We start from the raw sequence: 14,829 nt of genomic DNA, 5'->3' as shown, positions 1-14,829 counted from the left end.
CGAACGGTCGGCTTTCATGACCAACACGATGCCGTGCCGATCTGTTCCCGTCGTCGTCCCTGAGCACCCAATGGGTCCTACTACCGATGGAGTAGGAAACGCCCGCCGTCCTCCCCAGGGTGGGTGAGGTCGCGGGGGATCCCCTGATCACCCACCCCTACGGGCCTTGGTACTACTGGCCTTCGTGGACCTCGACCCCGATCTCGCCGCTCTCCGCCCGCTCGGCGGCTTCTTCGTCCTGCGCACCGTACCGTCGTCGGCGGAAGAACCACCCCGGCCCCTGCCGACCCTCGCCGAGGTATACGCACACACCTCCTCCGATGTTCACGGGGATCCCCTGACGTTCCGCGTCCGGAAGGTCGCCGAGGCCCTGCGCGCCCCCGAGACGCGCATCGCCGCCTCCATCGCCCAGCAGGGGCTCGCGGCCCGCCTCTGGGCGGTCGCCCTCGGCTGTGCCGCTCTGTACGGCCGGCTTCCCGACCTGGACCCGCGGCTGCTGCGCTGGGACCCGGACGGCGGCGCCCCGGACGACCTGTGGCTGACGCAGGTCCGGGCCCGGCCCGGCGACGCGGCGACCCTCACCGAGTCCGTCCTGCACGGCCACCTCGAACCGCTGGCGGCGGCCCTGCGCGCCCGCCACCCCGTCGCCCCCGGCCTCCTGCGCGGCAACGCCGCGTCGGCGCTGGCCGGCGCCGCCCGCCAGCTGGACCGGTGGGCGCGACGTCACGGCCGTACCGAGGTCGCCGCCCGTTCCCGCGCCCTCACCGCGGAACTCCTCGCCCACCCCCTGCTCGCCGCCACCGGCACCCTCACCGGCACCGCCTTCCGCCGCCGCAGCTGCTGCCTCTACTACCGGGTGCCGGGCGGAGGCGTCTGCGGCGACTGTTGCTTCACACGATCCCCGCGCTCTTCCCCGCGCGCCCCGTCTGGGTGACCATGAGGGAACCGGTCGCGGAGAATTGGGGGTTCCGGGTGCGAGTGGGACTGCTGACCCGGGAGTATCCCCCGGACGTGTACGGCGGCGCGGGCGTCCATGTCGAGTTCCTCGCCCGTGAGTTGCGGGCGCTGATCGACCTCGAGGTGCACTGCTGGGGTGAGGTGTCCCTGGCGGACCGGGCGGCCGGAGTCCTGCGCCACCGCCCCTGGTCCGCCCTCGACGGCGCCAACGACGCCCTGCGCACCTTCTCCGTCGACCTCGCCATGGCCGCCGCCCTCGAAGGCCGCGAACTGGTCCACTCCCACACCTGGTACGCCAACCTCGCCGGTCACCTCGCCAAGGAGCTGTACGGCGTCCCGCACGTGGTGACCGCCCACTCGCTGGAGCCCCTGCGCCCCTGGAAGGCCGAGCAACTCGGCGGCGGATACGCCCTGTCGAGCTGGGCCGAGCGGACCGCCGTGGAGGCCGCCGACGCGGTGATCGCCGTCTCCGGCGCGATGCGCGAGGACATCCTCAGCTGCTACCCGACGCTCGCCCCGGACCGGGTGCACGTCGTGCACAACGGCATCGACACCACGCTCTACCGGCCCGACCACGGCACCGACGCCCTCGCCCGGATCGGCCTCGACCCGGCCCGCCCGTACGTGCTGTTCGTCGGCCGTATCACCCGCCAGAAGGGCGTCCCCCATCTGCTGCGCGCCGTACGGGACATCGACCCGGCGGCGCAGGTCGTGCTGTGCGCGGGCGCGCCCGACACCCCCGAGATCGACCGGGAGTTCCGCGAGCTGTTCGAGGAGTTGAGCCGCGCCCGGGACGGCGTGCACTGGATCCCGCGGATGCTGCCGCGCCCGGAGGTGATCCAACTCCTCACCCACGCGGCCGTGTTCGTCTGCCCGTCGGTGTACGAGCCTCTCGGCATCGTCAACCTGGAGGCCATGGCGTGCGGAACGCCCGTGGTGGCGTCCCGGGTCGGTGGTATCCCCGAGGTCGTCGAGGACGGCGAGACGGGCCTGCTGGTCCCCGTGGACGAGGGGGGCGGCGACTTCGAGGCCGGTCTCGCGCGGGCGCTGGACACCGTCCTCGGCGATCCGGAGGGCGCCCGCCGCATGGGTGAGGCCGGACGGGCCCGCGCGGTGGGGGAGTTCGGCTGGGACGCGGTGGCCCGGCGCACCGTCCGGTTGTACGAGGAGATCCTCAAACAGGCGTAGCCCGCCCCGTGCGGGGGCAATCATGGTTCAACCGGTGAGGGGAGCGGCCATGCGTCGTGGTGGACCTTCGGTCCTCGGAATCGTGCTGGCGGGCGGCGAGGGCAAACGCCTGATGCCCCTCACCGCGGACCGCGCCAAACCAGCGGTCACCTTCGGCGGTACGTACCGCCTCGTCGACTTCGTGCTGTCCAACCTCGTCAACGCCGACGTCCTGCGCATCTGCGTGCTGACGCAGTACAAGTCGCACTCACTGGACCGGCACATCACCACCACCTGGCGGATGTCCAGCCTGCTCGGCAACTACGTCACCCCGGTCCCGGCGCAGCAGCGGCTCGGCAAACGCTGGTACCTCGGCAGCGCCGACGCCATCCTGCAGTCGCTGAACCTGATCTACGACGAACGGCCCGAGTACGTGGCCGTGTTCGGCGCCGACCACGTCTACCGCATGGACCCGCGCCAGATGCTCACCCAGCACATCGACAGCGGCGCGGGGGTGACGGTGGCCGGGATACGGGTCCCGCGAGGCGAGTCCTCCTCCTTCGGGGTGATCACTCCGGGCTCTGACGGCCAGACGGTCGAGCGTTTCCTGGAGAAGCCCGCCGACCCGCCGGGCCTCGCGGACGACCCGGAGACGGTCTTCGCCTCGATGGGCAACTACATCTTCACCACCAAGGCCCTCGTCGAGGCGCTCCAGCGGGACGCCGAGGACGAGGACTCCGTGCACGACATGGGCGGCTCGATCCTGCCCCAGCTCACCGAGCGCGGCGAGGCCCGGCTGTACGACTTCAGCGACAACCACGTGCCCGGGGAGACCACCCGCGACCAGGGCTACTGGCGCGACGTCGGCACGCTCGACGCGTACTACGACGCCCACATGGACCTGATCGCCGAGCGCCCCGCCTTCAACCTCTACAACCGCAGCTGGCCCATCTACACCCACTCCAACCAGCTCTCCCCGGCCCGTTTCAACGCGGGCGGCATGGCCAGTGAGTCGATCATCAGCTCGGGGTGCCTGATCCGCGGGCAGGTCACCCGGTCGGTGCTGTCGCCGGGTGTCGTGGTCGACCCGGGGGCCGTCGTGCAGGGGTCGATCCTCCACGACAACGTCCACATCGGCCGGGGCGCGGTGGTGCGCGGGGCGGTCCTGGACAAGAACGTCGAGGTCCCGCCCGGTGCCACGATCGGCGTGAACCCGGAACGGGACGCGGAGCTGTACACGGTGTCCAAGGGCGGAGTGATCGCCCTCGGGAAGGGCCAGCAGGTGTCCTGATCGATCGTGTTTTCGTCGATTCCGTTTTCTGGCATCGAGCCCGTTTTCGACACACTTAATCGACTGTTAACTGTACGTAGTCCGATCGTACTTGACCGTAATCGCCCGGAGGCGATTGACTGCTGCCTCACCCGTCGTCGACGCGAGGCAAGCCCGTGACTCCTGATGATCTGCTGGCACCCCTCGACCTGGCGTTCTGGAACATCGAGTCCCCCGAGCACCCCATGCACCTCGGCGCGCTCGGCGTCTTCTCGTCGCTCTCGCCCGCCTCGGCCGCCCACGCGGCCGACCTGCTCGCCGCCCGGGCGGCCGCCGTCCCCGGGCTGCGGATGCGGATCCGGGACGTGTGGCAGCCCCCCGCCTTCGGCGGGGCGGTGCGCGAGCCGGACCCGGAGTTCGACTCCCTGAACCACGTACGGCTGCACCCGCCCACCGCCGACTTCCAGGCCGAGGCCGGCCGGCTCATGGAGCGTCCCCTGGAGCGCGGCCGCCCGCCGTGGGAGGCCCATGTCCTGCCGGCGCCGGAGGGCGACTCCTTCGCCGTCCTGTTCAAGTTCCACCACGCCCTCGCCGACGGCCTGCGCGCGCTGACCCTCGCGGCGGCCGTCCTGGACCCCATGGACCTGCCCGAGCGACGGCCCCGCCCGGCCGAGCCGCCCCGCCCTCGCCTGCCCCGGGTGCGCAGGCTGCCCGGCCTGCTGCGCGGCGCCCTGTCCGACATGGGCCGCGCCCTCGACATCGGCGCCTCCGTCGCCGTCCACACCCTCGGCATGCGCTCCACCGCCGCGCTCACCGCCGGGCCCACCGGCACCCGCCGCACCGCCGGCGTGGTCGTCGACCTCGACGACGTGCACCGGGTCCGCAAGGTCGTCGGCGGCACCGTCAACGACGTCCTGATCGCGGTCGTCGCCGGCGCCCTGCGCCGCTGGCTGGACGAGCGCGGCGACGGCAGCGAGGGCGTGGCGCCGCGCGCGCTCATCCCCGTCTCCAAGCGCCGCCCGCGCACCGCCCACCCGCAGGGCAACCGGCTCTCCGGCTACCTGATCCAGCTCCCCGTCCACGATCCCGATCCGCTCGGCCGACTCGGCGCCGTCCGCGCCGCCATGGACCGCAACAAGGACGCCGGCCCGGGCCGCGGCGCGGGCGCCGTCGCGCTGCTCGCCGACCATGTCCCGGCCCTGGCCCACCGCCTCGGCGGACCGCTGGCCGGCCAGGCCGCCCGGCTCTGGTTCGACATCCTGGTCACCAGCGTGCCCCTGCCCAGCCTCGGCCTGAAGCTCGGCGGGAACCCGGTGACCGAGGTCTACCCGTACGCCCCGCTCGCCCGCGGCCACTCCCTCGCGGTGGCGATCTCCAGCTACCGCGGCCGCGTCCACTACGGGCTGGTCGCGGACGCCGAGGCGGTGCCCGACCTCGACCGGTTCGCGCGGGCGCTCTCCGAGGAGCTGGAGACCCTCATCACGGCCTGCGACTCCTGAGCACCGTTCTCCGGCTCGTTCACCTCCGGGGCGCTGCGGCCCGCGCTCGCCTCGCGAGCGGGTTTGGAGGTGTGGCCCGGCGCTCCGTACACTTCCCCGTTCGAAAGCGGGCGCGGTCGGAGCGCCGCACGGGTCAGCAGGGAAACGGCAGCGCGATGACGGTGACAGAGGACGGCTCGGCGATCACGGACGAGGTCGTGGGCGGCGTCGCGTACGGGCCCGGCATCGACCCGGAGCGGCTCGCGGTCTGCCTCAGCGTGCTCGAGGAACTCGACAAGCTGGAGATCGACCACCCCGACGCGATCACCGTGCGCCGGGCCACCGCCGGCATCTACCGCACGGTCAAGCAGCGCCGCCGCCAGGAGCGCCGGGCCGCCAAGACCGCCCACGACAAGGCGGTCACGGAGGCCACGGCGACCGGCTCCGCCCAGCGCATCGACGACGAGACGGAAGGCCTCCTGCCGTCGTCGGTCACGGAGCAGGGGAAGATCGCGGGGATACTCCAGCGCCCGCGCTCCTGCTACACCTGCAAGGCCCGGTACGTGGAGGTCGACTACTTCTACCACCAGCTCTGTCCCGACTGCGCCCGTATGAACCGCGCCAAGCGCGACGCCCGCGCCGACCTCACCGGCAAGCGCGCCCTGCTCACCGGCGGCCGCGCCAAGATCGGCATGTACATCGCCCTGCGGCTGCTGCGCGACGGCGCCCACACGACCGTCACCACGCGCTTCCCGAAGGACGCCATCCGCCGCTTCAAGGCCATGGACGACTCCGCGGACTGGATCCACCGCCTCGAGGTCGTCGGCATCGACCTGCGCGACCCGGCGCAGGCCGTGGCCCTCGCCGACCAGCTCGCCGAGGCGGGCCCCCTCGACATCCTCGTCAACAACGCGACGCAGACCGTACGCCGCCTGCCCTCCGCCTACGCCGCCCTCGTCGAGGGCGAGAGCGCCCCGCTGCCCGCCGGTGAGCTCCCCGCCCACCACGTCATCGGCGCCTTCAACTCCGGCGCGGTCGACGGCCTGGCCGCCCTGCCGCTCGGCACCAGCGGCCTCGACGCCCAGAAGGTCGCCGACCTCGCCCTGGTCGCGGGCAACGCCAGCGTCGAGCGGCACCTCGACGGCACCGCCATCGACGCGGGCGGGCTCGTCCCCGACGTCGTCGACACCAACACCTGGGTGCAGACCATCGAGCAGATCTCCCCGGTGGAGCTCCTCGAGACCCAGCTGTGCAACTACACGGCACCCTTCATCCTGATCAGCAAGCTCCGCCCGGCCATGGCCGACGCCGCCAGGAAGTCCACCAGCGGACGCGCGTACGTCGTGAACGTCTCGGCGATGGAAGGCGTCTTCGGCCGCGGCTACAAGGGCGCGGGCCACCCGAACACCAACGCCGCCAAGGCCGCGATGAACATGGTGACCCGGACCAGCGCGCAGGAGATGTTCGAGACCGACGGCATCCTCATGACCTCCGTCGACACCGGCTGGATCACCGACGAGCGCCCCCACTTCGACAAGCTGCGCCTCGCCGAGGCCGGCTTCCACGCCCCGCTCGACCTCGTCGACGGCGCGGCCCGCGTCTACGACCCGATCGTGCGCGGCGAGGCGGGCGAGGACCTGTACGGCGTCTTCCTCAAGGACTACGCACCCGGTAAGTGGTAGGGCCCGGCGGCCGTCGGGGAGGTCTCCGGCGGCCGTTCACCGGCTGCCGGACGGGCTCAGTCGACCGCCCCGAGCCGTGAGTTCCGCGCCGCCACCAGCTCCAGCACCGTGCGCCAGTCCTCCAGCACCCCCGCGTCGACGCCGGCGACCCGGCCGTCCTCGTCGGCCTGGCGCAGGCTGAGCAGGTCGTCGTCGGCCGGTGGGCCCTGCCAGGGGTGGCGGCGTACCAGCCGTGCCACCCGCTCACCCAGCAGCGGCCGTACGGCGTCGGCGACGATCTCCGCGCGGCCCGCGGCACTGGTGGGCCGCAGCAGCCGGCCGATGGGATGGACGAGTCCCGTCACCTGGAGTTCCTTGTCCGCGGGGCGACTGCGGCGCAGCAGCGCCGCGGTCTGCAGCGCGTGATCGTGCAGATCGACCCCGTGCCCGCGATACCCCACCCCGTGTCCGCGGTGCTCCACTCCGTGCCCGCGGTGGTCCACTCCGTGTCCGCGGTGGTCCACTCCGTGCCCGCGGTGGTCCACTCCGTGCCCGCGGTGGTCCGGGGTGTCCCACACGCCCCGCCCCGCGTACAGCAGATCCATCAGCTCCTCGACGCTGCGCAGCTCCATGCGTCAGTCCTCCCGCGAGACAGCCGTAGTGACACGTCAGCAGATCATGGCGAGCTTGCGACGGAACCAACGGCACTTGAACTGAGCCACGCCGAAGCGGCGGGGTGCAGCGATGTAAGCCGTTCGGGTGAAGGTCGCGGGGTGCCGTCGGCGGGCGGAAGGGTTCAGTGCACAGGCGGGGACATGTGGGTGACTCGCCATGGTTACCCCAAATTTTCAGCCCTATCGAGCGGGCCTCCGCTCATTTGGTTAACCTGTAGCGGACGGACAGCAGGACGGAGTGCTACCCAACACCCACGGTCCGTCATGGGACAGCCGGTTCACCATGGCCTGCTCTCCTCGGAGTTACCGGCGCCACCGCGTCCGAACCACCTGCAGACAGATCCGAGGACGCGTCGAGCGACGGACCGCAGTCCGACCGGCACGCCCGAGGGTGACCGACACATAAGGAGTGCGCGGTGACACCAGAGAAGACGAATCGCGAACAGCGCCCCAAGGAACGCACGGAGCGCGGGGGCCGCCGGCCCGGGGAGATCGGCAGCCTCGACGTGTGGGCCCGCTCGGCCCCCATCCGCCTGGCCGGCTACGAGGAGGACCTCGCCGAGCCCCACATCCTGCCCAGCGTGGACTGAGTCCAGGGCGGAACCCGTCGCGATCGCCTGACGCATGGGCGTGCCCGCCACGCCCATGCGGATTCAGCCGCTCACGCTCCCCCTCATCCGAGCGGCGCCGTCCGCCGCCACGGGCGCACCTCCTCCAACTGCTCGGCCACCCGTAGCAGTTGGGCCTCCGACCCCGGCCGCCCCACCAACTGGACGGCGGTGGGAGCGCCCGACGGCAGCGTCCCCGTCGGGACCACCGCCGCCGGCCAGCCGGTGAGGTTCCACGGCGGCGTCAGCGGCGAGTGGTTGGTGTTCACCAGGACGTTGCTCAGCCAGCCCCGCTCGTGCCACGGCGCCGACTTCGGCGAGCGCCGGGCGAGCGCCGGCGTCAGCAGCACGTCGTACCCCTCGAAGAAGGGCTCCAGCCGGCGGCGCAGTTCCTCCCGCGCCGAGCCGCCGCGCACCCCGTCGAGGAAGCGCCGGCCGAGGGCGGCGTGCACCCGGGTGCGGCGGGCCAGCAGCCGCGCGTCCAGCGCCCGTGCGTCGACGGCGGTGCCCGCCGTCCAGTGCGCGAGCGCGGTGACGCCCAGCGACAGCGGATACGGCGGCTCGGCCCGGCGCACCCGATGCCCCGCCCGCGCCAGCACCCCGGCCGCCTCACGTGCCGCGCCCACGTACGGCCTGCTCACGGTGACCCCGGCGAGCGGGCTGCGCACGGAGACGGCGATCCTCAGCGTGCCGGGTTCCCGCGGCCGTACGACGTCGGTGCCGGCCAGGACCGACAGCATCAGGCGGGCGTCCTCGACCGTCGTCGTCAGGGGGCCGTTCTCGGACATGCCGAACCAGGCGCCCTCGCCGATCTCCGCCGGAACCACGCCGTGGCCCGGCTTGATGGTGACGAGGCCGCAGTTGGCCGCCGGTATGCGCAGGGAGCCCATGCCGTCGTTGCCGAGGGCGATCGGCACCATCCCGGCGGCGACCGCGGCCGCGCTGCCACCGGACGAACCGCCCGCCGTGCGCGAGGTGTCCCACGGGTTGCGGGCGGTGCCGTGCACGCCCTCGGTGGTCCCGAAGACACACAGCTCCGGCACGTTCGTCAGCCCCACGACCACCGCACCGGCCGCCCGGAGCCGGGCCACCGTGACATGGTCGGCGCCGGCGGGCGTGTCCCGAGTCGCGGCGGAGCCGACGCGGGTGGACTCGCCCCGCACGGCGAGGTTGTCCTTGACCGCCACCGGCACACCGGCCAGCGGCAGCTCGGCCAGGTCACCCCGGGCGGCCACCTCGTCGGCCTCGGTGAGCGCGGCATCGGCCCGCACCACCCGGAACGCCCCGATCCGCCCGTCCAGCCGCTTGATCCGCGCGAGGTGCTCGGCCACCACCTCGCGCGCAGTGGCCTGCTTCTCCCGCACGGCGGCGGCGATCTCGACGGCGGTCCGGCCGACCCAGCTGGTCACGGCAGCTCCTCTGCACTACTGGCGAGTACGTAGGGAGAACTGTGCCCCGCCGGATGCGGCGAGTCGAGAGGCCGGCATGTCCCCGCCGGGGTCAGGGGCCCACCTGCGCCCGCAGCCACTCCTCCACCTCGCCCACGTGCGCGGCCGCCGCCGCCCGGGCCGCCTCCGGGTCCCGGGCGGCCAGGGCGCGGTGGATCGCCGCGTGCTCGCGGCGGGTGCGGGCGAAGGCGCCCTCCTCCCGGTAGCCGCGCCAGACACGGGCGCGGAAGGTGCGGGAGGACAGGCCTTCCAGGATCGCCGCCATCGTCTCGTTGCCGGCGGCCGCCGCGATCTCCCGGTGGAAGGCGAGATCGTGGGCGAGGATCTCCTCCGGGTCGTCCGTGGCGTTCATCGCCGTCAAGTGACCTTCCACGACGGCCAGTTGCTCCGCCGTGATGCGGGCGGCGGCCAGCGCGGTCGCCGTGGACTCCAGGACGCGCCGCACCTGGAGGAGCTCGACCAGCCGCGGCCCGCGCGAGAGGTCGGCGACCACACCGAACGTCTCCAGGAGGTCGCCGGCCTGCAGCTGCGTCACGTAGATGCCGGAACCGTGCCGGGCCTCCAGCACGCCCAGGACCGTGAGGGCGCGGATCGCCTCCCGCATCGAGCTGCGCGAGATGCCGAGCTGCGCCGCGAGATCACGCTCGGTCGGCAGCCGCTGGCCCGGCTCCAGCAGACCCTCCGCGATCATCGCCTTGATCCGCTCGATGGCGCGCTGCGTCACCGTGCCCTTCGGGACGGCGGGCCCGCTCGGCGGGGACTCGTCGGCCTTGTCCACGTCATCTCTCCTGTCACCGGTGCGCCGCGGTCCCATCACCGATGTGGTCGGACCACTCGGGATGGTAACGCCTCATTTCACGCGGGCAGGGCTGTTGTCCGGGGGAAGTGGTCTGATAAATATGCGGCATGGCGTCTCCCGTTCCCGCCCGCATCGCCGCCCGTGTCATCGAGTACGTCGACCATCTGCACGACCACTTCCTCGACCCGGTGGTGGTCAGGGAAGGTCACTGCGCGGCACCCACCGCGCCGGGCTTCTCGGCGGCCACGCGGTCCGAGTCGATCGCGCGGTACACATGTCCCGGCGGCGCCTTCCGGGCCGCCGACCTGCAAAACGGATTCAACAGCGGGGAGGACCGGACGGCATGAGCGACTTCGAGGGCCTCAGGGCCCTGGTGACGGGCGGAGCCTCCGGCATCGGCCGGGCCACCGCCGAGCTGCTGGCCGAGCGCGGCGCACAGGTCGCCGTCCTCGACCGGGACCCCTCGGGCGTCGACAAGCCCCTGCTCGCCCACCGCGCCGACGTCACCGACGACGCCTCCGTCCGCGCTGCCGTCGCGGCCGTCGTCGCCGACCTGGGCGGCCTGGACGTCCTGGTCAACAACGCGGGCATCGGCGCCCAGGGCACCGTCGAGGACAACGACGACGCCGAGTGGCACCGCGTCCTGGACGTCAACGTCGTCGGCATGGTCCGCGTGGCCCGCGCCGCCCTGCCCCACCTGCGCCGCTCCGCGCACGCGGCGATCGTCAACACCTGCTCCATCGCCGCCACCGCCGGCCTGCCGCAGCGCGCGCTCTACAGCGCGACCAAGGGCGCCGTGTACTCCCTCACCCTCGCCATGGCCGCCGACCACGTCCGCGAGGGCATCCGCGTGAACTGCGTCAACCCCGGCACGGCGGACACCCCCTGGATCGGCCGTCTCCTCGACGCCGCCCCCGACCCGGCCGCCGAGCGCGCCGCCCTGGAGGCCCGCCAGCCCATCGGCCGTCTGGTCAGCGCCGCCGAGGTCGCGGGCGCCATCGCCTACCTGGCGAGCCCCCTGTCCGGCGCCACCACCGGCACCGCCCTCGCCGTCGACGGCGGCATGCAGGGCCTGCGGCTGCGCCCGGTGGCCCCGTGAACGCCCTCGGCCGCAGCGGCGTCCGGGTCACCGGCCTCGGGTTCGGCGCCGCCGGCATCGCCAACCTGTACACCGAGGTCGACGACCGGCAGGCCCACGACGCGGTGACCGCCGCCTGGCGGCAGGGCGTGCGCTACTTCGACACCGCGCCCCACTACGGCCTCGGCCTCTCCGAACGCCGCCTGGGCGCCGCCCTGCGCGAGCACCCGCGCTCCGCGTACACGGTCTCCACCAAGGTGGGCCGCCGCCTCGAACCCTTCGACGGCGGTGGGGACGACCTCGCCGACCTCTTCGCGGTCCCCGCCACCCACCGCCGCGTCTGGGACTTCACCGCCGACGGCATCCGCCGCACCCTGGAGGCGAGCCTGGAACGCCTCGGCCTCGACCGCGTGGACGTCGTCTACCTCCACGACCCCGACGACCACCCCGAAGAGGCCTTCCACGACGGCTACCCGGCCCTGGAACGCCTGCGCTCCGAGGGCGTGGTCGGCGCGATCGGCGCCGGCATGAACCAGACGGCGATGCTCACCCGCTTCGTCCGCGACACCGACGTCGACGTGGTGCTGTGCGCCGGCCGCTACACGCTCCTCGACCAGAGCGCGCTCACCGACCTCCTCCCCGCCGCCGAGGAACGCGGCGTCTCGGTGGTGATCGGCGGCGCCTTCAACTCGGGCCTGCTCGCCGACCCGAAACCGACGGCGACCTACAACTACACGCAGGCGCCCCGCGAGTTGATCGAACGCGCCCTGCGGATCAAGGCAGTAGCCGAACGTCACGGCACCACCCTGCGCGCCGCCGCCCTGGCCTTCTGCGCCGCCCATCCGGCCGTGGCGAGCGTCCTGGTCGGTGCCCGCTCGGCGGCCGAAGCGGACGACTGCGCCGAGCAGTTCAGGGCCACGATCCCCCCGGACTTCTGGCAGGCCCTGCGCGACAGCGGCCTCCTGCCGCCCGACGCCCCCGTCCCCACCGAGGGGCCGTCCCAGGAGCCGTCCCGAGGGTCGTCCGAGAAGTCGCCGGAGAAGCCGACGGAGGAGCCGTCATGAGAGTCGCCCTGCACACCAAGGTCCGCGCCGACCGGATCGACGCCTACGAGGCCGCCCACCGCGAGGTCCCCGAGGAGCTCACCGACGCCATTCGCGCGGCCGGCGCCACCTCCTGGACCATCTGGCGCAGCGGCACCGACCTCTTCCACGTCCTGGAGTGCGAGGACTACGCCCGCCTCCTCGCCGAACTGGAGAGACTCCCGGTCAACGTGGCCTGGCAGGCCCGGATGGCCGAGCTGCTCGACGTCGTCCACGACTACTCCGACGAAGGGGCCGGCGCGGGCCTGCCCGTCGTGTGGGAGCTGCCGTGACCGGGGGAGCCGGCGCGACCGTGGACGCGCACCACCACGTCTGGGACCTCTCCGTCCGCGACCAGGACTGGATCACAGGACCCGAACTCCAGCCGCTGCGCCGGAACTTCACCGTCGCCGACCTCGCTCCCGAGGCCCACGCGGCAGGCGTGGGCCGCACGGTCCTGGTCCAGACGATCACGGTGCCCGAGGAGACCCCGGAGTTCCTCGCCCTGGCCGCCCAGCACGAGCTGATCGCGGGCGTCGTCGGCTGGACCGACCTCACCCGCCCGGACGTCGCCGACGAACTGGCCCGGCTGCGGGACCTCCCCGGCGGACGCCACCTCAAGGGCATCCGCCACCAGGTCCAGGGCGAGTCCGACCCGGAGTGGCTGCTGCGCCCCGACGTCCACCGGGGACTCGCCGCGGTCGCCGACGCGGGCCTCGTGTACGACCTGGTCGTCCTGCCCCACCAGCTCCCCGCCTGCGCCCGCGCGGCCGCCGACCACCCCGGCCTCACCTTCGTCCTGGACCACCTCGGCAAACCCCCCGTCGCCTCCGGAGCCCGCGAGCCCTGGGAGTCGGCCCTGCGCACCCTCGCCGCGCTGCCCAACACGGTCGCCAAACTCTCCGGCCTGGTCACCGAGGCCGACCCCGCCGCCTGGACGATCGACGACCTGCGCCCGTACGCCGACCTCGCCCTGGAGGCCTTCGGCCCGCACCGTCTGATGTACGGCTCGGACTGGCCGGTGTGCACCCTCGCGGCGACCTACGGTGACGTGCTGTCCGCCGCCCGGGAGCTGACCCGAGCCCTGAGCGCCGGCGAACGCACACAGGTCTTCGGGACCACCGCCACCCGCGTCTACGACCTCTGAACCGCCGTCTACGACTTCCGCACCACCGTCGTCAGCCGTGTCGGCGGCAGGTACTCCCGCACATACGTCCGCTGCCAGCACGCGCCCGTCTCCCGCAGCTCGCGCCAGGTCGTGTACCGGTACCGGAAGAGGCGGGCGCGGACGTGGCGCGGGGGACGGTCGGGCGGGAACGGGGAGCGGCGCAGCAGTTTCAGGGTGGCGCGGTCGTTCTCCAGGAGCCGCTCGACGAGGGCGCCGAACCAGGTGCCGGCGTACGCGGGGGACAGCGCGGCGAACCACATCATCCAGTCCAGCCGCAGATGGTACGGCGCGAACTGGCGCGGCCAGTGCCGTGGGTCGCCCGGCTTGCCCTTGAACTCGTACTCCCGCCACTCGGAGTCCTCGCGCGGCACGTCGTCGAGTGTGCCCTCCACCACGATCTCGTAGCGGATCCGGTTCACGCTGCCGAAGGCGCCGTAGGTGTTGACCAGGTGGAGGGGGTCGAAGGAGCGGTTCATGACCTGGCGGCGGGAGAGCATGTTGAGCACCGGGCGATGGCTGAGGAACAGCAGGAACGCGCCCACGGCGAGGACGACCACCACGTACCAGAGCGGGGCGCCGGGCACGGACGGCGGGTCGGCCGGGAGTTCGAGGGCGGGCACCGCCAGGACGACGGTGATCCAGTTCAGCCAGGAGAAGTTGCCCGACAGCACCAGCCACAGCTGGGTGACGATCATCAGGGACGCGGCCGCCGTGGCGATCGGCTGCGGGGCGAACAGCAGGAACGGGACGACCAGCTGGGTGACGTGGTTGGCGGCCACCTCCACCCGGTGCAGGGGCCCCGGCAGACGGTGGAAGAACCAGCTCAGCGGGCCCGGCATCGGCTGCGTCTCGTGATGGTGGTGGAGGCAGGTGAGCTCGCGCCAGCAGGGATCGCCCCGCATCTTGATCAGACCCGCGCCGAACTCGACCCGGAACAGGATCCAGCGCAGCAGGAAGAGCACGACGATCGGCGGGGCCACCTCGTCGTTGCCGAGGAACACCGCGAGGAAGCCGGTCTCCAGCAGCAACGACTCCCAGCCGAACCCGTACCAGGTCTGGCCGACGTTGACGATCGACAGGTAGAGCGCCCACGGCACCAGCCACAACAGCATCGCGCCCCACAACGGCAGACGTCCGTCCAGCCCCGCCAGCAGCGCCACCGACACCGCGCAGCCCGTCCACGCGCACACCGCGAAGAAGCGGTCGGAGTAGTGCCAGTGGAACAGGCTCGGCGCCCGCCGGAACGGCACCCGCGCGGTGAAGCGCGGCACCGGCAGCATCCCGCGCTCACCCATCAGCGCGCGGAACTGCAGGGCCGCCGTCAGGAACGCGCACAGGTACACACCGGCCAGGGCCCGCTGGAAGACCAGCCGGCTCATCCAGTACTCGGGTGCGGTGAACCACTCCACGGCCGCGCACTCCTCTCTCCGTGCCGACGC

General features: G+C 72.9%; 14 protein-coding genes and 1 pseudogene. 11 read left to right on the top strand and 4 right to left on the bottom strand.

Annotated elements, in window-relative coordinates; genetic code table 11:
- Positions 1-166: 166 nt before the first annotated feature.
- The 5 genes from ACPT94_RS40140 to ACPT94_RS40120 all read left to right on the top strand — a co-directional run bounded on the left by ACPT94_RS40140 (position 167) and on the right by ACPT94_RS40120 (position 6,554).
- Positions 167-934 carry a (2Fe-2S)-binding protein gene (locus tag ACPT94_RS40140; protein WP_425248006.1) on the top strand — a complete coding sequence of 256 codons (768 nt, stop codon included), beginning with the start codon at positions 167-169 and terminating at the stop codon, positions 932-934.
- 38 nt (positions 935-972) lie between these two features.
- Positions 973-2,145, top strand: a complete 1,173-nt coding sequence (gene glgA, locus ACPT94_RS40135; protein ID WP_360345287.1) for a glycogen synthase — start codon at positions 973-975, stop codon at positions 2,143-2,145.
- A gap of 49 nt (positions 2,146-2,194) precedes the next feature.
- Positions 2,195-3,415 (top strand): glucose-1-phosphate adenylyltransferase, encoded by a 1,221-nt coding sequence (glgC, locus tag ACPT94_RS40130; RefSeq protein ID WP_360345255.1) that lies wholly within the window; start codon positions 2,195-2,197, stop codon positions 3,413-3,415.
- Between the two features lie 155 nt (positions 3,416-3,570).
- On the top strand, positions 3,571-4,893 hold the full coding sequence (locus ACPT94_RS40125; RefSeq protein WP_425248005.1) for a wax ester/triacylglycerol synthase family O-acyltransferase: 1,323 nt from the start codon (positions 3,571-3,573) through the stop codon (positions 4,891-4,893).
- A gap of 155 nt (positions 4,894-5,048) precedes the next feature.
- Positions 5,049-6,554, top strand: coding sequence for an SDR family NAD(P)-dependent oxidoreductase (locus tag ACPT94_RS40120; RefSeq protein WP_360345251.1), 1,506 nt, complete (start codon positions 5,049-5,051; stop codon positions 6,552-6,554).
- 56 nt (positions 6,555-6,610) lie between these two features.
- On the opposite strand, the gene ACPT94_RS40115 is transcribed toward ACPT94_RS40120, so the two are convergent.
- Positions 6,611-7,165: a hypothetical protein gene (locus ACPT94_RS40115; protein ID WP_425248004.1), complete on the bottom strand. Its 555-nt coding sequence runs from the start codon at positions 7,163-7,165 to the stop codon at positions 6,611-6,613.
- A gap of 458 nt (positions 7,166-7,623) precedes the next feature.
- On the opposite strand from ACPT94_RS40115, the gene ACPT94_RS40110 reads away from it, so the two are divergent.
- Entirely contained in the window at positions 7,624-7,797 is a 174-nt protein-coding gene (locus ACPT94_RS40110; protein ID WP_189940756.1) for a hypothetical protein, read from the top strand.
- Between the two features lie 83 nt (positions 7,798-7,880).
- Here the strand turns inward: ACPT94_RS40110 and ACPT94_RS40105 are convergent, their stop codons facing one another.
- Both ACPT94_RS40105 and ACPT94_RS40100 read right to left on the bottom strand, forming a co-directional pair.
- Entirely contained in the window at positions 7,881-9,224 is a 1,344-nt protein-coding gene (locus tag ACPT94_RS40105) for an amidase (RefSeq protein ID WP_360345246.1), read from the bottom strand.
- Between the two features lie 91 nt (positions 9,225-9,315).
- A complete protein-coding gene (locus tag ACPT94_RS40100) occupies positions 9,316-10,041 on the bottom strand; it encodes a FadR/GntR family transcriptional regulator (RefSeq protein WP_360345244.1) in 726 nt (241 codons plus the stop codon).
- Between the two features lie 161 nt (positions 10,042-10,202).
- Between ACPT94_RS40100 and ACPT94_RS40095 the strand changes: the two are divergent.
- The 5 genes and pseudogenes from ACPT94_RS40095 to ACPT94_RS40075 all read left to right on the top strand — a co-directional run.
- A pseudogene (locus ACPT94_RS40095) lies at positions 10,203-10,409 on the top strand (hypothetical protein); the annotation flags it as partial.
- Entirely contained in the window at positions 10,406-11,161 is a 756-nt protein-coding gene (locus ACPT94_RS40090) for an SDR family NAD(P)-dependent oxidoreductase (RefSeq protein ID WP_360345242.1), read from the top strand. The pseudogene ACPT94_RS40095 and the gene ACPT94_RS40090, both read left to right, overlap by 4 nt.
- Positions 11,158-12,204 carry an aldo/keto reductase gene (locus tag ACPT94_RS40085; RefSeq protein WP_360345240.1) on the top strand — a complete coding sequence of 349 codons (1,047 nt, stop codon included), beginning with the start codon at positions 11,158-11,160 and terminating at the stop codon, positions 12,202-12,204. The genes ACPT94_RS40090 and ACPT94_RS40085 overlap by 4 nt, the downstream gene beginning before the upstream one ends.
- Positions 12,201-12,515 (top strand): L-rhamnose mutarotase, encoded by a 315-nt coding sequence (locus tag ACPT94_RS40080; protein ID WP_360345238.1) that lies wholly within the window; start codon positions 12,201-12,203, stop codon positions 12,513-12,515. The genes ACPT94_RS40085 and ACPT94_RS40080 overlap by 4 nt, the downstream gene beginning before the upstream one ends.
- Positions 12,512-13,369, top strand: coding sequence for an amidohydrolase family protein (locus tag ACPT94_RS40075; protein WP_425248003.1), 858 nt, complete (start codon positions 12,512-12,514; stop codon positions 13,367-13,369). The genes ACPT94_RS40080 and ACPT94_RS40075 overlap by 4 nt, the downstream gene beginning before the upstream one ends.
- Before the next feature lie 8 nt (positions 13,370-13,377).
- On the opposite strand, the gene ACPT94_RS40070 is transcribed toward ACPT94_RS40075, so the two are convergent.
- Positions 13,378-14,799: a lipase maturation factor family protein gene (locus ACPT94_RS40070; protein ID WP_360345234.1), complete on the bottom strand. Its 1,422-nt coding sequence runs from the start codon at positions 14,797-14,799 to the stop codon at positions 13,378-13,380.
- Positions 14,800-14,829: the final 30 nt, after the last annotated feature.

Origin of the sequence: Streptomyces aurantiaciflavus (assembly GCF_049808595.1) — a bacterium.
GTDB lineage: Bacteria > Actinomycetota > Actinomycetes > Streptomycetales > Streptomycetaceae > Streptomyces.
Note: the sequence above shows the minus strand (reverse complement) of the source record. Positions and strands in the feature narration are given on the sequence as shown.